Here is a 22,435-nt window from a genome sequence, read left to right on the forward strand (position 1 = left end):
CGCAGAGTGCTAGAGAGCTTTCGTTTTCATGAGTTCCCCGAATTCTTTCGGAAGCTTGTCACTTGCTAAATTAATGTTATCACTGTAGTCAACCGGGACATCGATGATGACAGGACCTTCAGCGTTCATGCCTTGACGCAGAACATCTGCCAGCTGGTCTGGTGATTCTACGCGCAAGCCAGTTGCTCCGAAGCTTTCCGCATATTTCACGATATCGATATTTCCGAAATCGACCGCAGATGTACGGTTATATTTTTTCAATTGCTGGAATGCAACCATGTCATATGTGCTGTCGTTCCATACAATGTGTACAATTGGTGCTTTTAGTCGAACCGCTGTCTCTAATTCCATTGCCGAGAATAAGAAACCGCCGTCACCAGAGACAGAAACCACTTTTTCTCCCGGTTTCACCAATGAAGCGCCGATTGCCCAAGGAAGCGCAACACCGAGTGTTTGCATACCGTTACTGATCATTAATGTTAACGGCTCGTAGCTACGGAAATAACGTGACATCCAAATGGCGTGCGAACCGATATCGCAAGTTACTGTAACATGATCATCGACTGCATTACGCAACTCTTTAACGATTTCAAGAGGGTGCGCTCTGTCTGATTTCCAATCTGCAGGCACCTGCTCACCTTCATGCATATATTGTTTTAAATCAGAAAGGATTTTCTGCTCACGCTCTGCAAATTCCACTTTCACAGCATCGTGTTCGATATGATTGATCGTGGACGGAATGTCACCGATCAATTCAAGATCAGGCTGGTAAGCATGATCAATGTCAGCGATAATCTCGTCTAAATGGATAATTGTCCGGTCTCCATTGACATTCCAGAATTTCGGATCATATTCAATCGGGTCATAGCCGATCGTCAGAACAACATCTGCCTGCTCTATCAGTAAATCGCCAGGCTGGTTGCGGAACAAACCGATACGGCCAAAATACTGATCCTCTAAATCTCTCGAAAGGGTACCGGCAGCTTGATATGTTTCAACAAATGGAAGCTGAACCTTTTTCAAAAGCTTGCGAACCGCTTTAATCGCTTCCGGTCTTCCGCCTTTCATACCGACTAATACGACAGGAAGTTTTGCTGTTTGGATTTTTGCAATGGCCGCACTGATTGCATCATCTGCTGCAGGACCGAGTTTTGGCGCTGCAACAGCTCGCACGTTTTTCGTATTTGTGACTTCATTCACAACATCTTGCGGAAAGCTCACAAAAGCGGCCCCAGCCTGCCCTGCTGACGCTATCCTAAATGCATTTGTAACAGCTTCCGGTATATTTTTAACATCTTGAACTTCTACACTGTATTTTGTAATCGGCTGGAATAGCGCCGCATTATCCAAAGATTGATGTGTCCGTTTTAAACGATCTGCACGGATCACGTTTCCAGCAAGCGCAACGACAGGGTCTCCTTCAGTGTTCGCTGTCAGCAGGCCTGTTGCCAAGTTAGAGGCACCCGGTCCTGATGTGACTAACACGACTCCCGGTTTTCCAGTTAAACGGCCGACTGCTTGGGCCATGAATGCTGCGTTTTGTTCGTGCCGGGCAACGATAATTTCAGGTCCTTTATCTTGTAAAGCGTCAAATACCGCATCAATTTTTGCACCTGGAATGCCAAATACATGTGTGACACCTTGCTCCACCAAGCAATCAACAACAAGCTCCGCCCCTCTGTTTTTCACAAGGGATTTTTGTTCTTTTGTTGCTTTTGTCAACACCCTCACTCCTTATTATGCATTTTAAACGTAAAATTTTAAATATCTTGTGATAAGTTTCACTATACACTCTTTGGAAATTGACCTCCAATATCGATTCGCCTTATGATTAATATGTAATACGAATTATTAACCTATGGAAAGGAATGCATATTGAATGGAGCTTCGCCATCTTCAATACTTTATCGCAGTAGCCGAAGAGCTTCATTTCGGAAAGGCTGCCCGGCGGCTGAACATGACGCAGCCTCCTCTCAGCCAGCAGATCAAACAGCTGGAGGAAGAAGTCGGAGTTACGCTTCTGAAAAGGACAAAACGATTTGTCGAGCTTACCGCAGCAGGAGAAATCTTTTTAAATCATTGCCGCATGGCATTGATGCAAATCGGACAAGGAATTGAACTGGCACAGCGGACGGCCCGCGGCGAGCAAGGCCTTCTCGTAATCGGTTTTGTCGGATCAGCTACATATGAATTTCTGCCGCCGATTGTCCGGGAATATCGTAAAAAATTCCCATCTGTGAAAATAGAACTGCGTGAAATATCCTCGTCTAGGCAGCAGGAGGAGCTACTAAAGGGCAACATTGATATTGGTATACTTCATCCTCCCTTACAGCATACAGCTTTACATATCGAAACCGCCCAAAGCAGCCCTTGTGTTTTAGCTTTGCCTAAGCAACACCCATTGACTTCTAAGGAATCAATTACGATTGAGGATTTAAGAGATGAACCAATTATTACTGTTGCTAAAGAAGCATGGCCTACTCTATACATGGATTTTATTCAGTTCTGTGAACAAGCGGGCTTCAGACCCAACATTGTCCAGGAAGCCACAGAATATCAAATGGTGATTGGTTTAGTCAGTGCCGGAATTGGTATGACATTTGTTCCTTCCTCAGCCAAAAAATTATTTAATTTGGATGTTACTTATCGAAAAATGGACCAAATACAGCTTAATGCAGAATGGGTTATCGCTTACCGCAAAGACAATCATAATCCGCTTATAAAGCATTTTATTCATATTTCAAATTGTCAGCAGACAAGAACTAAAGAGAGTGATGCAGGTACATGAACGATACTTGCAATCTCTTTTTTCTTTTGGGATTCTTATGGAATTTTTATTAATTTAATATAATCGCTTAGTACAACTTCATATCAGTATACGTATACATACAGTACAAATAGTTGGCAAGGACATTAGTAAGCGCAGGACATTAGTTTGATTTTAAAAATGAAAGATAGAGAGGTGAAGTAAATTATTGAGTTCACCGGCATATTCACATTGCTCGCTTTTTTCGTAACAATGATTTTTATTTTCTGGAGACCAAAAGGACTAAATGAAGCTATCCCCGCCACATTTGGCGCTTTAATGGTTTTATTGTGCGGAAGTGTGTCATTGGCAGACTTAGGGGAAATCGGAACAAAAGTCACGGGTGCATCGGTTACAATCCTTGCCACTATGATTATGGCCATTGCACTAGAAAGCTTTGGTTTCTTTTATTGGGTGGCTGCAAAACTGCTCCAACAATCCAAGGGTTCAGGCATCAAGCTTTTTTGGCTAACCAATTTGCTCTGCTTTCTCATGACCATTTTCCTGAATAATGATGGGAGCATTTTGATCACAACTCCAATCCTTTTGCTTGTACTAAAATATTTAGGTTTAAAAAAACATCAAAAAACCCCATATTTATTAAGCGGTGTTTTAATAGCCACAGCCTCTAGCGCACCGATTGGCGTAAGTAATATTGTTAATTTAATTTCTCTCAAAATCATTGGAATGGATCTATATCTTCACACTGCCATGATGTTTGTCCCTAGTATGATGGGACTCATTTTTATGACCTGTCTACTGTTTATGTTCTTTTATAAACGTCTTCCCAAGAGCCTGCCAGATATACCGAGCCATTTTCAGTCTCTGCGGCATAGAAGGTACCATCCTCTTCATTCGCCATCAGCTCCTTTACCAGAACGAAATCAAACAAAAATCATGTTGTTTGTGCTTGCATTTGTTTTTCTCGTCAGAATGAGTCTATTTGCAGCATCATATACCGGTATTTCTGTTCCTCTAGTCGCTGTCATCGGATCTTTTATCCTGTTGAGCTGGAGATGGATTTATTTCAAAACCTCCCCAAAAGACTTGTTATATAAATCGCCTTGGCACATTTTTATATTCGCTTTTACTATGTATGTCTTAATTTATGGTCTGCATAATATTGGATTCACAGAGTTACTTGTGAATTATTTTGAACCTGTGGTTTCTGGAAGCCTCGCCCATGCAACTTTCGCATCAGGTATCTCTACTTCAGTTTTTTCTAATCTCTTTAACAACCATCCAGCGTTAATGATCAGTACTTTTACCTTAACTGAAATGACCCTGAATCCTTCAACAACAAAAATCATCTACTTGGCAAATATTATCGGCAGTGATATCGGTTCATTATTATTACCTATGGGAACCTTAGCAACGCTTATTTGGATGCATATATTAAAACAGCATGATGAAAGTATTTCATGGGGCGAATATATAAAAACGACCATTATCATCATTCCGCTGACTGTTCTTTTTACGTTAACATGTTTATATTTTTGGATCAGTTGGTTATTTCTTTAGTTCAGTATGAAACGAAAAACTGCCTTCTGCTATTCAAGAGGGCAGTTTTGTATACACTAGGGAAGATGCATTGTCTTTAGATGATTTAACTTCCAAATGACTGGCTCTCCACTTGCGTTAATAAGCTCAATGATATTATTAGAGACACCCTTTAATAGTCCGACTTTTTCTGGCACCTCTCCCATATCAAATATGACCAATTCACCAATATTTTTTTTGATCTGCTCCTCAAAATTACGCACAAGAGGAACTTTGGAAGGCACGACCGGCAATTGTGAGTTGTCAAGAGTATACGGTGTTTGTTCAGTTGAATAAGGGGTAAACCATTTTAAATGATGCATAGATATAAAAAGTATTTTAAATACGGGTGAGAAAAATACAATATAATCGTTTAAAACATTTGTAACATACCCATGGATCGATCGACCCCCAGTTACATAAACTTCAATAAACTGGCCTTTGACCTTGTTTAATGTATTTCTATATGAAAAAGCTAGAGTTTCTGCCTCTATCATTGGATCTTCCGGATTGATCAAAAATGGCTTCTCAGTACTGGTCATTATTTTCGCCTTGTTTATTTGATGAAGATGCAACAAGGGAATATAAAGATAATTGCAGCCATCAAAAATAACAAAAATATCCTGTCCGATATCTATGAGGGTGCCGACAAACCTTGTATCTCCTGAAATGACAACCTCAACATCTGTGTTAAGGAATTGATTCAAACCTTTCACGATTCTCCTCCTTTAACTGAAAAAGGGCATCACTTAATCTGATGCTCCTCCATTATCTATTAATATTTACGTTTCCAGTGATAGTCTATCGTTCTGACAATCGTTTCATAGCTATAATCTTCCTTTTGTTTTCCTGAACTTTTTATTGAACTTGAATAACCTGGTGATCTTGATGATTGATAATCTGATGATCTTGGTGATCGTTTAGATGTTTTTGATGAACTCTTTGCACCTGATGAACTGTATGATTTTGATGATTGATAATCTGATGATCTTGGCGATCGTTTAGATGATTTTGATGAACTCTTTGAACCTGATGAGCTGTATGATGTTGATGATCGATGATCTGAAGATTTTGATGATCGTTTAGATGATTTTGATGAACTCTTTGAACCTGATGAGCTGTATGATTTTGATGACTGATAATCTGAAGATTTTAGTGATCGTTTAGATGATTTTGATGAACTTGATGAGCTATATGGCTTTGAAGAAATTAACGAACTGCTGTACACTTCTTCTTTTTGATCTGTATCATCGCTGTCTTCCTGATTTTGATGCTCATTCTTTTCATCCTCTTTTTTGTACGACCCTTTTGGGCCTAAGCTGATGCTTTTTATGTGAAAAGGATAGATGCGAAGCACCTCTTGATTTTTCACTATAGTATAATGGCCGTCGGCATTATCTACAAGGATACCCTCAATGGCTTCCGGACCTCCACGATTAATTGAAACCCATTTATGAGTCAGACTCTTAAAAACCTCGCTTAAATAATCAGCTTCCAAGACACCTGATGGCGTCTGTCCTTCTATTTTCAAATCGGGCTCATGTTTACTTATACTCTTTATGTGATGGATATTAAAATACACTACCCCATCCTCATTTGTGTTTAACGCAGCGTAATCATCTCCCAGCCAGACCAATCTTCCTTTTTTAGATTCCGGACCCCCTTGATTAAATTGAACTGATTGGTTCATTAATTGTCCGATTAAGCTATGAAAATCGTCAGCGTCGGGCATTTCCTCAGTCTCAATTGTTGTGGTGCTATTATTGGTATCCTCAGTAATACTTTTCACATGCTCCAACTGATAATAAATTATTTTTTTTTCAGCTTGTAAAGCAATATAATCTGATTTTACAGCAGCTAATTTTCCTTTTTTAGATTCCGGACCTCCACGATATACAGTAACAATTTTATCTTTCATTGAATGCAAAAAGTTATAATAAGATATTTCATCATTTGAATGATACTTCATTCTTCTCTTGCTCATTCAAGTTCCTCCTAGTCACTTATACATAGATGATAAACATATTGCATATATACGTGTCACGTTTATTTGTTGAACTAATTCAATAGCCTAATTGTCGCTTTTTCAGCAGAATACCTATTTTCACACATTCATAAAATACTTAAATTATTTTTAAGGTATTGTGAACGGTTTTTAATATACTCACAAATCACATCCGGCTCACGGTCAAAACGCTCAACATCATTCTTTTTATATGGGTCCATTAAGATAAAAGGCCTAATCCGCTCATACATCGCCATTATTTTCGGTTCCATATATTCTATCGTAAAAAGAGATTGGAGCGTTTTTTCTAACAGGCGCTTGTAGGACTTGCGAAACTCGGATTCATCCAATATCCGGGCGGTTAGTGTATTAAATCCTTGAATTCTTACATAATCGGCAGCCATCCGCTCTCCATGGATATCCCTGCCCCAGGTCGCATCATAATCCCAAGGAATCACCTCAAATAATCCGGTTTCCCCGCTTCTGTATAATGCGTAGTTGTGGACAAATCCATCATAGTTCGAGGTGAATACAATACCGGCAAGCCAGCGCAAATACTTATCGACATCCACATGTTTTGTCACTTCTGACTTAAACTGAGCTTTAGGGACAGTATTAATTTTAAAAATCATATCCTGTAAATAAAAATCATCTTCCACAGTCCCTGTCTTCTTTTCATATCCAAGCTCCAGCGACGTCTTCGTTTCCTTTTCCAAATCGCTCATCAGAGAAAAGTTAGCATCATCATCCACCGCGTAAAAAATCGCGCCATCAGCCAGCTTCCTTTTCGCCAAATAATATTCATCTACGGATTCAAGTTCAAGATAAACCCCTTCATTCTTCCCATTCACCTTTACAAACACAAACTCTGCCTTTGGAGACAGTGTCCCTAGCTCCGAGAAAAAATCCAGAGACAATTTGTTTCTCATCAAGGAAGGGTCTTTATACTCCGCATTTAAGTGAATCTCTCGCGCGCCGCGGAATGTTTTCGGCTGATAAAAGGAAATATGGTATGACTTCTTTTTGAAGTCTCTGATATGTGATCCCCGATAAGCGATATCGATATCCAGCCTTTTTTGATTTACCTTCATCACAGCTGGCACCGGATCATCGTCCCATATATCCTTTTTTAATTCACGCAAATCTTTTGGATGAACAAACAGCTGATAAAGCGGTAAATTGGATTGATTCTTCATCCATAATCCCCCTTACAAATTTTAGGCTTTTATTTTTATAAGATCTCAGCGGAACACTTATACACTTTTTAAAACCGCGCGTACTATGAGGGTAGTAAGGATCTTCATCCTTAACATCATTTTTAAAAGGAGGATTTCAAATTGGGCCACTATTCCCATTCTGACATCAAAGAAGCGGTGAAATCCGCAAAAAAAGAAGGTTTAAAGGATTATTTATACCAAGAGCCCCATGGAAAAAAACGCAGTCATAAAAAGTCGCACCGCACTCACAAAAAATCTCGCAGCCATAAAAAATCATACTGCTCTCACAAAAAATCTCGCAGCCACAAAAAATCATTCTGTTCTCACAAAAAATCTCGCAGCCACAAAAAATCATACTGCTCTCACAAGAAATCTCGCAGCCACAAAAAATCGTACCGTTCTCACAAAAAATCTCGCAGCTATAAAAAATCTTGCCGTTCTTACAAAAAATCTCGCAGCTATAAAAAATCTTGCCGTTCTTACAAAAAATCTCGCAGCTACAAAAAGTCATACTGTTCTCACAAGAAAAAATCTCGCAGCTATAAAAAGTCATGCCGCACACACAAAAAATCTTATCGTTCCCATAAGAAATACTACAAAAAACCGCACCACCACTGCGACGACTACAAAAGACACGATGATTATGACAGCAAAAAAGAATACTGGAAAGACGGCAATTGCTGGGTAGTCAAAAAGAAATACAAATAATCTAAGTTTTCATTGTTTCAATAGGCTGCCGGCGGAGGTACGGAAGCCTATTTTTTTATTTGCCCTGTATTAGATATATGTCATGACATAACATATGCAACCCGCATCATTTGGTTTCCTTTAAACCATTTCGTTATAATCAAGGTATCCTAACGATAAAGGCGGTTGTTGCTATGTACATATTTCAAGCTGATCAGCTTAGTGCCAAAGACACATACAAGCTATTGTCAGGTACCGTTATTCCCCGCCCCATTGCATTTGTGACAACACTTTCTTCAGGAGGAGCGGTCAATGCCGCGCCTTTCAGTTTTTATAACGTCGTCAGCTCAGATCCTCCGCTTCTCAGTATTTCTGTTAACAGGACGGAAGGACGCCAAAAAGATACAGCGCGAAACGCAGTGGAGAACGGAGAATTTGTCGTTCATGTCAGTGATGAAGCCATCATTGAAGATATCAATGAAACAGCTGCAAGCTTAAGGCCGGATGAAAGCGAGCTTACACGCACCTCGCTTCATCCTGTTGAAAGCAAAGCTGTTTCAGTTCCCGGCATTAAGGAAGCCCGCGTTCGCTTTGAGTGCAAATTAGAGCGGCATATTACCTTTGACAATGATCAAGGCGTCACTACAGCAGATCTGCTCATCGGAAGGGTTGTCTGCTTCCACCTAGATGAAAAGGTGTATGATGCAGAAAAGGGATATATTTTAACGTATGAATTAAAGCCTGCCTCACGATTGGCGGGAAATCACTATGCCAAACTCGGGGAAGAATTCACACTGATTCGTCCCAGCTGAAGAGAAGGACTACTTAAATAGAAGAAACTAGTCAAAAAGACCTTATGATTACATAAATAACGCCTGTAAAAAACTGAAAAAGTATCAAAAAAAAGAACACCCAGAGTAAGCTCGGGGTGTTCTTTTATGAAACGTTTTTCCTTTTTCTTCGTATAAAGGTAGATGAGGAGGAATTGGAATGACAAACTTTTGGATTTTAATGCTGATCGCTATTACCATCAGTCTCGCCTCTCAATTTTTTATAAAGAAAAAATACGGTATTGATAAATCCGGCTGGCGATATAAGCATGTCAGCAATACACACAAATGGATCGAAATCACTTTACTTATTTTGTTTGTGGTTTCACTCTCCTTTTTTCCAGTTGAATATTTGCTTCTTTTATTTTTTATTGTGATTGACTCAATACGAATTTTTATGGAGTGGCATTATAGACCTGAAGATAAACAGTATATGTACCACATTGTAGAGGTCTCCCTTATGTTTATGCTTTTGATTTATATTTGTACCCTATAGTTATTTATATCCCCACAGCCGCTCCGTCTCCCCGAGGATCGGCTCCGCCTTGGAGAAAGCCTTCTTCATCAACTTTGATTGCAGCCGCTTGTCCCATCAGCGGATCATAGTCACCGACAACCTCCACGAGATGCCCGCTGTCTTTCAGTTTTTGGATTGTTTTGTCTGTGAATCTGCCCTCGACTCTGAGACCTTCGTATTCCTCTCCCCACGTTCTGCCCCATACCCAGCGCGGTTCGCTGATTGCCTGCTGTGGATGCATTCCGTAGTCCAGCATTCGGGTAATGATGGCCGTCTGGGTCTGCGGCTGGCCTTCGCCGCCTTGTGTGCCGTACAGAATTTTTGGCTTTCCGCCTTTACAGACCATAGCCGGCATCAACGTATGGAAGGTGCGCTTTCTCGGTTCAAGCGTGTTGACATGATTTTCATCCAGTGAGAAAAATGATCCGCGGTTTTGCAGTAATATGCCTGTATCACCGGCAGTGACTGCCGAGCCAAATTCAAAGTACAGGCTTTGAATGAATGACACTGCGTTGCCATCCGCATCGATTACGGCCGCATATGCCGTATCACTTCCCACCGGCCTGCTTTCTGCCGGTATTGCGAGATAGCCGATTTCTTCTGCCAATTGTTTTGCATAACGTTTGTCCAAAAGCCTTTCAAGCGGAATGTCTGCAAACGCCGGATCAGTCAGGACGGCATCCCGATCTAGAAAACTCTTTTTCAATGCCTCCACAAGCACGTGATAATACTCAAATGAACCGTGTTCGATTTGGGTGAAATCATAGTTTTCCAAAATGTTCAGTGTTAATAAACCGGTAAATCCCTGAGAATTCGGCGGCGCCTGATACACACTGTATCCTCGATAATCACTTGATACAGGCACTGCCCACTCACCCCGATGCGCTTTAAAATCATCGATTGTCATGTAACTGCCGTTATTCTGTAAATGTGAGACAATCCGCTGAGCGAGATCTCCTTCATAAAATGCGCTTCTTCCTTTTTCAGCAATCAAGTTCAGACTGTCTGCAAGCTCTTTTTGCACAAACCGCTCTCCCGGGACAGGTGCTTTGCCCCTTCTCGTGAAGATGTCAGCCGTGTAAGGCGTGGAAGCCAGCAATTCAATATTCTTTTCTGTGTGACGACACTGATCTGCTGATACAGGAAACCCATTTTGGGCATAATCGCGTGCGGGCTCCAATACATCTGCAAGAGACAGACGCCCGTACTCCTTTAGGACCGCATCCCAGCTATCAACCATTCCCGGCACGGTAATGGCACTGTCAATTCCCCGCAGCGGAATCGCGCTTTTTCCCTTATATACATCTCTCGTTACGTTTTTTCCTGAACGGCCGCTGCCATTGTAGACTTTTACTGCCTTTGTTTCCTGGTGAAAGGTCAGCCAAAAGGAATCCCCGCCAAGTCCGGTCATATGCGGGTACACAACCGCAAGACAAGCACTCACCGCAACAGCGGCGTCAAACGCGTTGCCTCCCTTATCCAGTATGCGGTTTCCGGCTTGAGAAGCGAGGTAATGCGGACTGACGACCATTTGCTTTGTACCGATGACAGATTTGTTCATCACAAGTCCCCTTTTTTAAGAAATTTTCTTCAGTATAGGGAGCCTGATTTTTCACATCTACTGATCCGGCAGAAAAACTGACGAACTTTCTTCTTTTCGCAAATAATAAGATATTTTTTCGTTCATTTCGAAAACAAATGAAAAATTATCATTTCGATACGTAACTTTTATGATAAAATGATTGCTAAAAGGCAACGAAAGCAGGTGGAGCAATTGAGTCATGAATATCAAATCCCCAACCTTGTACTTGATGAGACTGATAAACAAATTCTCACGATTTTGCATGAAGAAGGCAGAATTTCTTATACGGATCTTGGCAAAAGAGTCGATTTGTCACGGGTCGCCGTGCAGGCCCGTATCAACCAATTAATTGAAGCCGGTGTTATTGAAAAATTCACCGCTGTCATCAATCCCGCTAAAATCGGCATTCATGTTTCCGTGTTTTTCAATGTCGAGGTAGAACCGCAATTTTTAGAAGAGGTCGCTCTTAAGCTTGAGGAAGAGCCTGCGGTCACCAGCCTTTATCACATGACAGGCCCGAGCAAGCTGCATATGCATGGGATCTTTGCCAACGATCAAGAAATGGAAGAATTTTTAACAAAACGGCTGTATCCATTGCGAGGCGTCGTCAGTGTTGATTGCCAGATGCTGATCAAACGATACAAAAGCCGTATGGGAATGAAGCTGTAAAGGAGAGAAACGAATGAAAAACCATCCTTATCGGGATATGACGGTCGCAATGGTTCGCACCGGCATATTAGGGTTCGGCGGCGGACCTTCCGTGATTCCGCTGATCCGCCATGAAGCGGTCAATAAATATAAATGGATTGACGATGATGAATTCGGAGAAATATTAGCAATCGCTAATGCGCTTCCCGGACCGATTGCCACCAAAATGGCTGCTTATCTGGGCTTTAAGCTAAAAGGCACATTAGGTGCAATTGTGGCGACCCTCGCCCACATTCTGCCTACATGTCTTGCGATGGTGGGCTTGTTTGCGGCTGTAAATGTGTTAAGCCATTCAGCAATTGTTGCAGGTATGATTGGTGCCGTCACGCCGGTAATTGCGGTCATGCTCGGAATCATGGCGTACGAGTTTGGCCAAAAAGCGCTTAAAGGTTTCGGCTGGGTCACCGGCATCCTGTTTTTTATCATCGCTTTTATCGGCCTGCAAACTTTACAGATTAATCCCGGCCTTGTCATTATCATTTTCTTAGCGTACGGGGCGTTTCATTTTAAACTGAAAGACAAAATCACAAATAAACATTCAAAAGATAAAGGAATGTCAGCCTCATGATATCGATCTATTTATTTATGGCGTTTTTTATCGCAAACCTACTGGGATATGGCGGCGGACCTGCGTCTATCCCGCTAATGTTTGAAGAAGTCGTAAACAGATACAGCTGGCTCTCAAACGATCAATTCTCAAATATGCTCGCACTTGCGAACGCATTGCCGGGCCCGATCGCCACGAAAATCGCTGCGTATGTCGGCTACAGCGCAGGCGGGTGGCCCGGCTTCCTAATTGCCCTGATCGCAACCGTCGTACCGTCGGCGCTCGCATTGATCGTCCTGCTGCGCATCATCCAGCGCTTCCGCCAATCACCTGTCATCAAAGGCATGACGCTGTCCGTCCAGCCTGTCATCGCGGTCATGATGCTCATTCTTACCTGGCAAATCGGCGCAGACGGCATCAAAGCGATCGGCTGGGTCCAATCGATCGTGATTGCGGGAATTTCGCTCCTTGCCATGACAAAATTCAAAATGCATCCGGCATTTTTGATTATTGCGGCGTTTTTATATGGGGGCCTTGTGATCCCTCATTTATAGAAAAAAGCACCTGGACAGGTGCTTTTTTATTTTGGCCCAGAAATGCCGTTTGATATGACAGCTGTTTCTTCTCCTGCGTCACTCTTGATGATGTGCTTGACTTGCAGCGTGGTTCCTGCCATTCTCACATATTGCTTCAACTCGGACGAATTGGTTTCAACTTGTATCCAAACAGGAGGCTGGACCTTCCAAAATAAAAAGAATGCAAGAATCAGCATGCCAGCAATGACCGACAGCAAAAACTTCATATCGCATCGCTTCTTTTCAGTAAGCGGCTCGCAGCGGACAGCGCCTGATGATCACGAAGAATATCGCCTGGACGATTGCCTTCTCCCAGCACATAACCTTTAAAGGGCATTCCCATAAAATGAAAAATATGTTCGAATTGCTGAATCAGCGGCAGCCCTTTTATTTTTGGATTGTCTCCGCCCACTGCTGTTACATATGCCTGTTTCGCTGACATTTGCTGTTTAAAATCAGGAAATCTCGGATCTCTCAACGTCTGTGACCAGCGATCAATAAACAGCTTTAATTTCCCTGACATGCCAAACCAATAAATTGGGGTGGCGAATACAAGAATATGGCACTGCAATATCCGTTCAATGATAGAATCGTAGTCATCTTGAACAGGACGAAAGCCGCCTTGGGCGTGACGCAGATCTTCAATTGGCTGGATTCGATATTTCCGCAAATGAATGTGCTCTGTATCGAATCCTTGAACAGCCTTCTCCGCAAGAATATCCGTATTTCCGCCAGACCGAGTTCCGCCGTTAATAACCGCAATTTTCATGATGCATCTGCTCCTTTGTTTACGAATGATTTTCTTCATCTTATAATGGATTCATCAATCAATACAGATGATTATTTCGATTAATCCAATCGCTAAAACCGATTTAGAAAGGAAGAGAACAAGTGGAATTGAAGCAGCTGATCACCTTTATTACGGCGGCAGAACATGTAAACTTCACCCTAACCGCCAAAATGCTTAATTATGCACAATCAAGCGTTACCTCTCAGATCAAATCACTTGAAGAAGAAATTGGGACGCCTTTATTTGAACGGCTCGGCAAGCGGCTTATCTTGACAGAAGCAGGAAAAACGTTCAAATCTTATGCACAGAAGATCATTGCGTTAACAGAAGAAGCGAAAATGGCCGCAAATCAAGTAAGAGAAACAACCGGAACCTTAAAAATCGGGGCGACAGAAAGCCAGTGCACATACCGCCTGCCCCCTATCATAAAAGAATTTAAACAGGCTTTTCCCCAAGTAAAGCTCATATTCAAACCATATATCTCCAATGAACAAGCGAAAGAACAGCTCTTACAGGGCCAGCTTGATATCACCTTCATCTTGGATGTAAACCGGATGGAAGACGCACTGCACGTTGAATCTTTGATTCAGGATGAGATCAAAATGGTGGCTGCTAATGACCATCCTTTTCCTGCGGATTTACCAATAACATTGAAGGATCTTCAAAACGAAACTCTTCTGCTGACAGAGGACGGCTGCTCGTACCGCACGCTCTTTGAGAACAATTTGCATGACTCCGGTGTCTATCCTAACAAATTGGAATTCGTCAGCATAGAAGCCATCAAACAATGCGTGATGGCCGGACTTGGGATTGGAATCTTGCCTGAAATGACAGTAAAAGATGATATTGCAGCAGGCCGGATGAAAGAACTCAATTGGCAGAGCGATTGCCCCGTTTTCACTCAATTAGCATGGCATAAGGACAAGTGGATGTCTGCGCCATTAAAGGCTTTTATCGATTTGACACGGAAAACATTCAAATAAACCTCTCCACAAGGACGACATGGTTTTTGAGACCAGAAAAGCACACACATACAAAAAAACACTTGATGACTTAGAGCCCCAAGTGTTACACGTGATTTTTCTGATAAAACATTCGCAAAACATGAGTTTCAAGGTCAGCCAGGCGGACAGGGATCGGCAGTCTGCTTTCTTGATTAAGCAGGCTCAACGTAATTTGATAACTGCTTTCTAAATCAATGTTATTTCCGCAAGACAAGAAAATAGGCTTCACATCCCGCCGCGTTCGCAGCGCCCGTCCATATACCTCGCCGTCAATGATAATATCGGTGTATGCGCCTACTTCATTTTCAGGCGTCACGAAATCATAGCCTTTGATTTTGAGATAGGTTTTCGCAATCCCAATCGTCGGCTTACCCAGAAAAAAAGCCGCATGGGTGGCAACGCCCATATGGTTGTAATGCAAATATCCGTTGCCATCAAACAAGAAGACATCCGGCTCCGTCTCCAGCTTTTTCGCCGCCTCGATGATCAAAGGCAGCTCACGAAACGCAAGAAAACCGGAAACATACGGCACGCTGATTCTCCCCATGCTGTGCACTTTTTCAATGACTTCTTTTGTATCAGCGTCAATCACGATAATACAGCACACCCCATACGGTTCTCCATCCTGCTCCCAATAGGCCAGGTCAACGCCTGCGCAGGTGTTGATGGAGTTGGGATGGATCGTGTGGGATAGGTTGATACGATTTCTAAGGGATTGTTGTGTTTGAACAAAATCCGATTCATCTTTTAGATGAAAATCGTGAATTTGATGTATTTCCATTTTACTTGTTTCCCTCTCTTCGCGCTCAATTGTCCTGCATGTCGAATCTAGCAATGACACCAAATTATATCATTGAAAAAAGCAGATAGTATAATCTGCTTTTTTATTAATATTCATTTTTCATTTCTTTCATAAAAATATAATCCAATTGTTTAATTAATTCTTTAAGTTCAGTACACATAATATCCTCTAAAGGATTTTCCCAATCTTCGTTTTTTATCAGTTCAATCCCATAGCTTCCGGCTGGATCACCTTCTGGGTACCACCCTACGTCAAGCAGCAAATTTTTTGTCTTATGAGAAATCTGCAGGAGATCTTGATTAAAGTCAAATAACCAAGCATCATCATTTGCCTCTAGCGTCTTAGGATCAGTATCTTTTAATGTAATATAATCAACAGTCCAACCAGCCGGTATCTTTAGCCTTAAAAAATTGGGAATCTGTTGGCTTAGTGGCTGCAAACCCTCTAAAACCCCGCTTCCCACACTCCAGATTTGATATTCTAACTCTTCTAATAATTGTTCTATCTCATTAAAAGACTCATCTTCATAAATCTTATCTGTTTTTAAGCCAGCTACTTTGATATGGTATTGATTATTTTCATATACTGCCTTCATAACAGCATTACGTTTTTCATTTTGTAGTTTTAGTAGTTCACATTTTTCTTGCATTCTTTTTTCTGAACATAAATTGTTCAGTACTACAGACCAGCCATTACAGATTTTTAATGGCTGCAGTTGAGAAATATGGTCTCTTTCCATCCCGCTTCTCCTTCATTATTCTAAAAAATCTGCCGATTGACAACCCAGAAAGAAGTTTAAACTATTCTAATATATCAGTAAACAAGGCACTTCTAACGTTAACCTCCTATTGAAAGCTGTATACAATGAGAAACAAAAACGCCAGCCCTTGGTGTCCATAGACTGACGTTTCTTGAAAACCTCTCTTAACCTTTTTTAAAAACGATAAAATTCCCGTTAGGATAATCGCCATTCCAACCACACGGGAAATAACCCGCTTTATAAATTTCAAAAACCTTTTCAAAAAAATTATTTGTATTACCATTAATTGCTCTATTAATAGCACAATTGTTTAGGTCAGCTACTATATCCTCAAAAAAAGTCTTGAATTCAGTAGAAGCATGTCTGATGCTCTCAGAAAAAATATCTAATAATGCGTCTATATTTTCCGGCTTTTGATTATCTTCTAATTCGTAAAACCGCTCCCATACTTCACTCATTTCAATTTCTCTTATATCTTTCCATGTATACTCATCTTCTCCATATACTTCTTCATAAGCCAAGTATTCAGCCTTTTCTTGGTCATTAATTATTTGAGTAAAATTAGATACATTAACTGAATTTATAGGCTTGAAGGTTTTTGAAAATTCAACTACCTCTTCCACCAGATTATGATATTTTCCAAAATTCATTACTTGTTATACCACCTTTCCCAAAGATCAACTGTTGCTCCACCGCCTCTTTTCCAAACGGGTTTTCTTGAGGCGTTATCTTCTCTCCTTTCTAATTTATATGCTTCTAATCCTTTCTCCTTTATTTTCTTTAATTCTGTTTCTAAATAATCATCCCTCATATAAAGAGGCAACCCTTTTTCTTGTAATTCTCTTAATTTTTGTTGTAAATCATATACCTGTTTTTCAATGACGTCTACACTTTGGTTAACATTAATCTCATCTAATTTTTTTCTCACAAAACTACTATAAACTGAATGATATCCCTTATGCCGTGAAGTAGCACTTTTATCATCATCCGGGACCCTTAAGAAAAAGCCATTTGACGCATCATCCATATCCATTCCTAACTTCTTCAAAACAGGATGACTTCGAAACTCCTTCGGGATAATATGTTGAGCCTGATATGGAGTACGTTTTGTTGAACGTGGAAGTCCCATTTGCTCAAACATATTTTTACCTAATTTAGTTGAACTCCCCCCTGTAACCTTTCCTGGGGTCCCTGGAATTAATCTTGTGGTAGTGCTTCCACTGCTACCACTACTCGCCATCTTCACAATCCCAAGATCTTTCACAGCTTTCGTTTCCACATCAGCGTGAACAATTGGGAAAGTTGTCCCATCCGGTGTGACAGTCTTGTGGACACGAATTTTTACATTCGTCGGCACTTTGAATTCTTTTACTTGATCTAGAATCTTTCTCCCTTTTTCAACTTTTGCTACTTGTGGCGATTTAGCAAGCGGGATGCCTTTATCAATATGTTTCGCCAATGCACCGGCTCCAACCAAGCTCAATGCCGCTTCGAGCGCCCCTTGCTTCCGCTTCTCCTCAGACACTTTGTTTCCAAACATATCCCGTCCCGTGACGGCTTCTGAGAATCCGTTTGACGCAACAAGGCCGTATGCGCCCATTTCTGTCATTTTGAGAATGTCTAAGGATTTGCCTGTTTTGTAGGCATCTAAAGCGTGTTCAGCTGCGATAGCAGCTTTTCCGGTTTTGTAGATGGCTTTTCCGCCTTTGAAGGCGCGGCCTGCCCAGCCGACGACTGGTATAAATCCGGCTGCGGCCATAGCTCCTGCTGTCACACGTTCTGCGGTGGAGAGTTTTTCTCCGGTAACCGGGTCAACGCCTTCAGTTGCTCTTTTATAATCATAATAGCCAGTGACTTCTCCAGTAAAGTTGCAAACTCCATCCCATGTTTTTTCGTACCACGGTTTGTTTGCTTCTTCCTCGGCTTTTTCCTGGAGCCGTCTTGCTTCTGCTTGCTGGGTTTTTGCATCGATATAGGTTGTTCCTTGATTTTCTACTTCAATGACGCTTTTGTAGACTTCATTGCTGTGGAAGGCTTTTTTGTCATAGTACATAGGGGATGCGCTCTTCCCATTGCTGGTGGCCTGCATGAGAACAGAATATTTGGTGAGCACTGCGTTGTCCAGAGATTCTAAATTTTGATATTCAGTGGTCAGGGATTCATCAAGCTTATCGACAGCTGTGATCGTGTCACGTCTGATTTTTTGGGCATCGCCCATCTTATCTGCATAGTCGTCAAGCGTATACATGTCGAGATCAATAATATCGCTGATGCCTGACAAAATAGAATCGATTTCTTCTTTATGAGCGGAGACTATCTCTGAGGCTTTCAGGTCTCCATTGGGCAGCTCATGATCCAAAAAAGAAGTTTCCACATATGAATCATTCAGTTCTTGATCTTTAATATCTCCTGAAATGCCATTTAAAAACGCAATTTGAGCAGAGACAAGCGTCAGCCAGCTGTCTACGATTTCCGCCTGCCCCTGAAAAAAATCTTTAATATTATCCGCGCCTTTGCCTTTAAAATTATCGCCTAAATCTGCAACTCCCTGAAACGCTTTTTTCAGCGTATTCAGCTGCTCCTCAAGCGTCTCATATTGCTTTTTTCTGCTCTTCGCTTCTTCGATTAAAGATTTAGATTCAAATACTTTGCTCATCGCACTGCCCTTTCTGTTCTATTTTACCGCTATCGCCTCGTCCTGCTCTTTGAGTGAATCTACATTATCCTTTGTATCCTCGATATTTTTCTGTACCGCTTTTTTGTAATCTCCGAGCATGGTTTTGATGTTCTCCTCACGCTCATGATATTTTTTCGTATAATCGAGTTTATTTTTTCCATTGGACCCCGCGGCGCCGATTGATACGTCAGCAAGCGCATCTTTGACAGAATCTAATGTTTTGATTACAGTATCGTATTTCAATTTAATTTCTGACATAAAAAAGATCACCACAATTTAATAGATTTAATTTGATTAACAGCATCCTCCAAGAATTCTTCACCCTTAGCAAGAGTATGACCAGCAAAATTCGCTAGCTTTAATTCTTTGTCATAGAGAAATTTCATAGATTCCAACTGAATAATCTCCATCTGAATCGAAGCCATATACTGGTTATATTTATCATTCACAATCTTAGATGCTTCCGATTTCGCCTCTTCTCTTCCCTTGTCGAAATCATCGGCTTTTGTTCCCGTCCAATGCTTGCCCAATTCCGGTTTCACAATTTCTTTGATTTCAGTGATTGCCTCTTCTTGCAGTGTGTCTATGTCCTTTTTTGCTTTTTTCAGCTTTTCGATCTTGTCTTCCACGTCGGAAATTTTTCCGTTGAGCGAACTTTTGATATCCGCCAGCATACTTTCATAACCCATCTGAATCACCTCTTAATACTCAAAAAGTCGTATGGAGGGGCTGATGAAGATAGACTTTTCCATACTTTATTTCCATATATTATATTTTAAAATAGCCAGAAGGCGGCTTAAATAGGGTAAATGGCTTAATTTAGGCATATAACGCTCTTGAAATGTAGGTATTTGATCTTGTTTTTGTTCGTTATACAGTTAATAAAAGCGTTTTATCAAATAGAAATACCTAATGTCATAGTTATAAAGGCACTTGAAAGAGGCAGATTTTGTTGGCCTGCCTCTTACCGTGCTGAGCTTATTGTTCATCAGGTCGATCACGTCTGATTTTGTCTTTGGCTTCTATTATTCCCCGCTTCTGACCCTTTGGATCAAAAGCTTGTATTAGCTGCAGTCCCAGTTGTACAGAACGTTTGAAAAGTCTTTTTTCCTTAGATCTTCAGGTGTGATGAAAAAATTGGCGATGCCGACGTCTCCCCACATTGAATCGATATCATCGTCTGAATCAATTTGTAAAAGCATGATGGTGTGTTCTTTATATGCGTATTCCCGCGGATCATGCTGGGTAAAAGAAGCGTATCCGCCGATTTTATGGCCAAATCCGTTTTCAGCCAGTTCATTATAAATGTCTTCTTCATCCTCGCCGAACTGACCAAAGAACTCCATTGTTTCCATGCCCGTATACTGCTCAAATTGAAAATCTGTAGGCAGCACCCATTCCGAAGATTTCACAGGCTCGACTGCCGCTTCTGATAAAATCGGAAAATCACATTCGCCAGTGCCAATAAATGAAAAATCAGAAACAAGCTCGTCTTCGTTTTCTATGATATTTTCAAAATAGATCACTCTGAAATTCTTTTGTTCACATCGATCGTCAAAATTCAATCCATAGACGTCATCATGAACAGAAATGTAGAACTGCAGGATACCTGAAGAAGGGTAGCCGTCAAGCTGGGGAATGTGTGAGAAATTAATCTGTGCCAGAAGCTTCATCGGCTGTCCATTTTCATCAGTCGGGTATGTTTCATGCTTGGAGAAATAGGGATCACCGGCAATTTTGCTGTCATATCGTCCTGTTTTCCCTTTTCTCACATTCAGTTTCACGTATTCTTTCGCTGATTTCTCCAGCAAGTCGCGGTACGGTCTCATTTTTTCGGGCAGATGATTCATCAGATTCTCTCCTTTCCGGCATCTCCAAGGTTTTATTTTCTGGTTTTCTTCGTTTCTTCTAATGTTTTTCAAACGATTGTTTAAAGAAGCCCTACTTCTGCATAATTTTCCAAACAATAGTTAAATAGTAGCAAATGTATTCAGCACCCCGCAATAGAGGAAAAAAAAAGACTGGTGCGCAACCAGCCTTTCTTTTTCCTCTATTGAATTGCACCTGACGGAACAACCGCCTTCCGACCGACAGAATAATACTCCACTCCTGAAGCCGCAGCTTCATCCAATGTGTAGCAGTTTCTGCCGTCAAATATGAGCGGCGATTCCATCAAATCCCGATAAGCCGCTAACGGAAATTGTTTAATGTCAGCCCAGTCGGTTAAAATCATGACGGCGTCAGAACCTTTGACAGCTTCCTCGATCGTCTCTTTATATTCAACAGCTTGCGGGAGAACATGCTTTGCATGACCAACTGCAATGGGATCGTAGGCTCTGATACGGGCGTCGAGCGCAGCGAGACGGTCTGCAATAACAATTGACGGCGCTTCTCTCATATCGTCCGTATTCGGTTTAAATGACAGGCCTAAAAGGGCAATCGTTTTTCCCGTCACCCCGCCGAGCCTGTTCAGCGCTTTATCAACCAGCATCGCCTGCTGATTGTTGTTGACTTTGATAACCGATTTCAGCAGTTCAAAATCATGCTCGACATTGCCGGCAATTTGCACGAGGGCGTTTGTGTCCTTTGGAAAACAAGAGCCGCCGTAGCCTATGCCCGCTTTTAAAAACTGGCTCCCGATCCGCTTATCCTGTCCCATCCCGTACGCGACTGCTTCAATATCGGCGCCGACCTTTTCACATATATTCGAAATTTCGTTTATAAAACTGATCTTAGTGGCCAGAAAAGCATTTGAGGCATATTTGATCATCTCGGCACTTCTGATATCCGTTTGGTAAATCGGGATTTGAAACGGACGGAAGAGCTCCTCCAGCGTATTTGCTGTTTTCTCATCGGCCGTCCCGATCACGATCCTGTCACCATGAAAGGTATCATAGATCGCCGACCCCTCACGCAAAAATTCCGGATTGGATGCGACCGAAATACTGACAGGCTCCGCTAGATGTTCAGTGATCAGTCCATTAATCAAATCGTTTGTCCCAACGGGCACTGTGCTTTTCGTTACCACGACTATATCTCGTTTGACATGCTTTGCGATGCGTTTGGCCGCATCTGTAATTTGCTCCAGATTGGCGTGCCCGTCGCTTTTCTGCGGTGTGCCGACCGCTATAAAAATGATGTCTGCCTGTGCCAAGCCTTTCTCATAGCTCGTTTCAAAGTTCAGCCGTCCATCAGCTGTATTTTTTCTCATCAGCTCTTCAAGACCTGGTTCAAATATGGGGGAAATGCCCTTTCTCATTTCATCAATCTTGTGAGCGTCAATATCAATGCAGGTTACATGATGTCCAATCTCAGAAAGAGAAACACCTGTCACAAGACCGACATAGCCTGTTCCGATGACTGTTATATTCATTGTTTCCCTCCAACAG

The 22,435-nt window shown here is 41.6% G+C and carries 24 protein-coding genes and 1 pseudogene; 9 read left to right on the forward strand and 16 right to left on the reverse strand.

Features of this window, described 5'->3' with window-relative positions; translation table 11 throughout:
* Window positions 1-9: 9 nt before the first annotated feature.
* A complete protein-coding gene (gene alsS / locus NX903_RS17600; RefSeq protein ID WP_024572688.1) occupies window positions 10-1,722 on the reverse strand; it encodes an acetolactate synthase AlsS in 1,713 nt (570 codons plus the stop codon).
* A gap of 157 nt (window positions 1,723-1,879) precedes the next feature.
* Here alsS and alsR point away from each other — a divergent pair, with 157 nt between their 5' ends.
* On the forward strand, window positions 1,880-2,788 hold the full coding sequence (gene alsR / locus NX903_RS17605) for an acetoin biosynthesis transcriptional regulator AlsR (protein WP_003227859.1): 909 nt from the start codon (window positions 1,880-1,882) through the stop codon (window positions 2,786-2,788).
* A 210-nt stretch (window positions 2,789-2,998) separates the two neighbouring features.
* The gene (locus tag NX903_RS17610; protein ID WP_014481115.1) at window positions 2,999-4,327 is read left to right on the forward strand and encodes an arsenic transporter; all 1,329 of its coding nucleotides are present in this window, start codon (window positions 2,999-3,001) and stop codon (window positions 4,325-4,327) included.
* A gap of 56 nt (window positions 4,328-4,383) precedes the next feature.
* Here the strand turns inward: NX903_RS17610 and NX903_RS17615 are convergent, their stop codons facing one another.
* The 3 genes from NX903_RS17615 to cotH all read right to left on the reverse strand — a co-directional run bounded on the left by NX903_RS17615 (window position 4,384) and on the right by cotH (window position 7,546).
* Window positions 4,384-5,061, reverse strand: a complete 678-nt coding sequence (locus NX903_RS17615) for a DUF2642 domain-containing protein (RefSeq protein ID WP_014481116.1) — start codon at window positions 5,059-5,061, stop codon at window positions 4,384-4,386.
* Between the two features lie 59 nt (window positions 5,062-5,120).
* Window positions 5,121-6,329, reverse strand: a complete 1,209-nt coding sequence (locus NX903_RS17620) for a spore coat protein CotH (RefSeq protein WP_137201068.1) — start codon at window positions 6,327-6,329, stop codon at window positions 5,121-5,123.
* A 128-nt stretch (window positions 6,330-6,457) separates the two neighbouring features.
* Window positions 6,458-7,546, reverse strand: coding sequence for a spore coat protein CotH (cotH, locus tag NX903_RS17625; protein WP_014478176.1), 1,089 nt, complete (start codon window positions 7,544-7,546; stop codon window positions 6,458-6,460).
* A 141-nt stretch (window positions 7,547-7,687) separates the two neighbouring features.
* On the opposite strand from cotH, the gene cotG reads away from it, so the two are divergent.
* The 3 genes from cotG to NX903_RS17640 all read left to right on the forward strand — a co-directional run bounded on the left by cotG (window position 7,688) and on the right by NX903_RS17640 (window position 9,580).
* Complete coding sequence (gene cotG / locus NX903_RS17630; protein WP_080009846.1) at window positions 7,688-8,275, forward strand: spore coat protein CotG; 588 nt, start codon at window positions 7,688-7,690, stop codon at window positions 8,273-8,275.
* A 173-nt stretch (window positions 8,276-8,448) separates the two neighbouring features.
* Window positions 8,449-9,066: a flavin reductase family protein gene (locus NX903_RS17635; protein WP_086344397.1), complete on the forward strand. Its 618-nt coding sequence runs from the start codon at window positions 8,449-8,451 to the stop codon at window positions 9,064-9,066.
* A gap of 178 nt (window positions 9,067-9,244) precedes the next feature.
* Window positions 9,245-9,580: a DUF4181 domain-containing protein gene (locus NX903_RS17640; RefSeq protein ID WP_046160935.1), complete on the forward strand. Its 336-nt coding sequence runs from the start codon at window positions 9,245-9,247 to the stop codon at window positions 9,578-9,580.
* A 4-nt stretch (window positions 9,581-9,584) separates the two neighbouring features.
* On the opposite strand, the gene ggt is transcribed toward NX903_RS17640, so the two are convergent.
* Window positions 9,585-11,162 carry a gamma-glutamyltransferase gene (ggt, locus tag NX903_RS17645; RefSeq protein WP_024572832.1) on the reverse strand — a complete coding sequence of 526 codons (1,578 nt, stop codon included), beginning with the start codon at window positions 11,160-11,162 and terminating at the stop codon, window positions 9,585-9,587.
* A gap of 213 nt (window positions 11,163-11,375) precedes the next feature.
* On the opposite strand from ggt, the gene chrS reads away from it, so the two are divergent.
* The 3 genes from chrS to chrA are packed head-to-tail and all read left to right on the forward strand — an operon-like array spanning window position 11,376 to window position 12,992.
* The gene (gene chrS / locus NX903_RS17650; RefSeq protein ID WP_014478181.1) at window positions 11,376-11,852 is read left to right on the forward strand and encodes a chromate efflux transcriptional regulator ChrS; all 477 of its coding nucleotides are present in this window, start codon (window positions 11,376-11,378) and stop codon (window positions 11,850-11,852) included.
* A 13-nt stretch (window positions 11,853-11,865) separates the two neighbouring features.
* Complete coding sequence (gene chrB / locus NX903_RS17655; protein ID WP_086344398.1) at window positions 11,866-12,459, forward strand: chromate efflux transporter subunit ChrB; 594 nt, start codon at window positions 11,866-11,868, stop codon at window positions 12,457-12,459.
* Window positions 12,456-12,992: a chromate resistance efflux protein ChrA gene (chrA, locus tag NX903_RS17660; protein ID WP_021480764.1), complete on the forward strand. Its 537-nt coding sequence runs from the start codon at window positions 12,456-12,458 to the stop codon at window positions 12,990-12,992. Before chrB ends, chrA begins: the two co-directional genes overlap by 4 nt.
* A gap of 26 nt (window positions 12,993-13,018) precedes the next feature.
* On the opposite strand, the gene NX903_RS17665 is transcribed toward chrA, so the two are convergent.
* Window positions 13,019-13,240, reverse strand: coding sequence for a hypothetical protein (locus tag NX903_RS17665; protein WP_086344399.1), 222 nt, complete (start codon window positions 13,238-13,240; stop codon window positions 13,019-13,021).
* Window positions 13,237-13,782 (reverse strand): flavodoxin family protein, encoded by a 546-nt coding sequence (locus NX903_RS17670; RefSeq protein ID WP_086344400.1) that lies wholly within the window; start codon window positions 13,780-13,782, stop codon window positions 13,237-13,239. Before NX903_RS17670 ends, NX903_RS17665 begins: the two co-directional genes overlap by 4 nt.
* 122 nt (window positions 13,783-13,904) lie before the next feature.
* Here NX903_RS17670 and NX903_RS17675 point away from each other — a divergent pair, with 122 nt between their 5' ends.
* A complete protein-coding gene (locus tag NX903_RS17675) occupies window positions 13,905-14,786 on the forward strand; it encodes a LysR family transcriptional regulator (RefSeq protein ID WP_086344401.1) in 882 nt (293 codons plus the stop codon).
* 85 nt (window positions 14,787-14,871) lie between these two features.
* Here the strand turns inward: NX903_RS17675 and NX903_RS17680 are convergent, their stop codons facing one another.
* The 9 genes and pseudogenes from NX903_RS17680 to uglF form a co-directional block, all read right to left on the reverse strand.
* Window positions 14,872-15,588, reverse strand: a complete 717-nt coding sequence (locus NX903_RS17680) for an endonuclease V (protein WP_144486778.1) — start codon at window positions 15,586-15,588, stop codon at window positions 14,872-14,874.
* A 106-nt stretch (window positions 15,589-15,694) separates the two neighbouring features.
* Window positions 15,695-16,348 (reverse strand): hypothetical protein, encoded by a 654-nt coding sequence (locus NX903_RS17685; protein ID WP_134982507.1) that lies wholly within the window; start codon window positions 16,346-16,348, stop codon window positions 15,695-15,697.
* A 185-nt stretch (window positions 16,349-16,533) separates the two neighbouring features.
* On the reverse strand, window positions 16,534-17,019 hold the full coding sequence (locus tag NX903_RS17690; protein WP_063334784.1) for a hypothetical protein: 486 nt from the start codon (window positions 17,017-17,019) through the stop codon (window positions 16,534-16,536).
* Window positions 17,019-19,025, reverse strand: a complete 2,007-nt coding sequence (locus tag NX903_RS17695) for a T7SS effector LXG polymorphic toxin (protein ID WP_341109704.1) — start codon at window positions 19,023-19,025, stop codon at window positions 17,019-17,021. The genes NX903_RS17690 and NX903_RS17695 overlap by 1 nt, the downstream gene beginning before the upstream one ends.
* A gap of 18 nt (window positions 19,026-19,043) precedes the next feature.
* Window positions 19,044-19,304 carry a YwqI/YxiC family protein gene (locus NX903_RS17700; protein WP_003227825.1) on the reverse strand — a complete coding sequence of 87 codons (261 nt, stop codon included), beginning with the start codon at window positions 19,302-19,304 and terminating at the stop codon, window positions 19,044-19,046.
* An 8-nt stretch (window positions 19,305-19,312) separates the two neighbouring features.
* Complete coding sequence (locus NX903_RS17705; protein ID WP_076457487.1) at window positions 19,313-19,735, reverse strand: YwqH-like family protein; 423 nt, start codon at window positions 19,733-19,735, stop codon at window positions 19,313-19,315.
* 219 nt (window positions 19,736-19,954) lie between these two features.
* A pseudogene (locus tag NX903_RS17710) lies at window positions 19,955-20,035 on the reverse strand (hypothetical protein); the annotation flags it as partial.
* A 75-nt stretch (window positions 20,036-20,110) separates the two neighbouring features.
* Complete coding sequence (locus NX903_RS17715; RefSeq protein ID WP_144486780.1) at window positions 20,111-20,896, reverse strand: YwqG family protein; 786 nt, start codon at window positions 20,894-20,896, stop codon at window positions 20,111-20,113.
* Between the two features lie 200 nt (window positions 20,897-21,096).
* The gene (gene uglF / locus NX903_RS17720) at window positions 21,097-22,419 is read right to left on the reverse strand and encodes a UDP-glucose 6-dehydrogenase UglF (protein WP_029946178.1); all 1,323 of its coding nucleotides are present in this window, start codon (window positions 22,417-22,419) and stop codon (window positions 21,097-21,099) included.
* Between the last annotated feature and the right edge of the window lie 16 nt (window positions 22,420-22,435).

The sequence above is a fragment of the Bacillus sp. FSL R5-0576 genome (assembly GCF_038004765.1).
Taxonomy (GTDB): domain Bacteria; phylum Bacillota; class Bacilli; order Bacillales; family Bacillaceae; genus Bacillus; species Bacillus subtilis.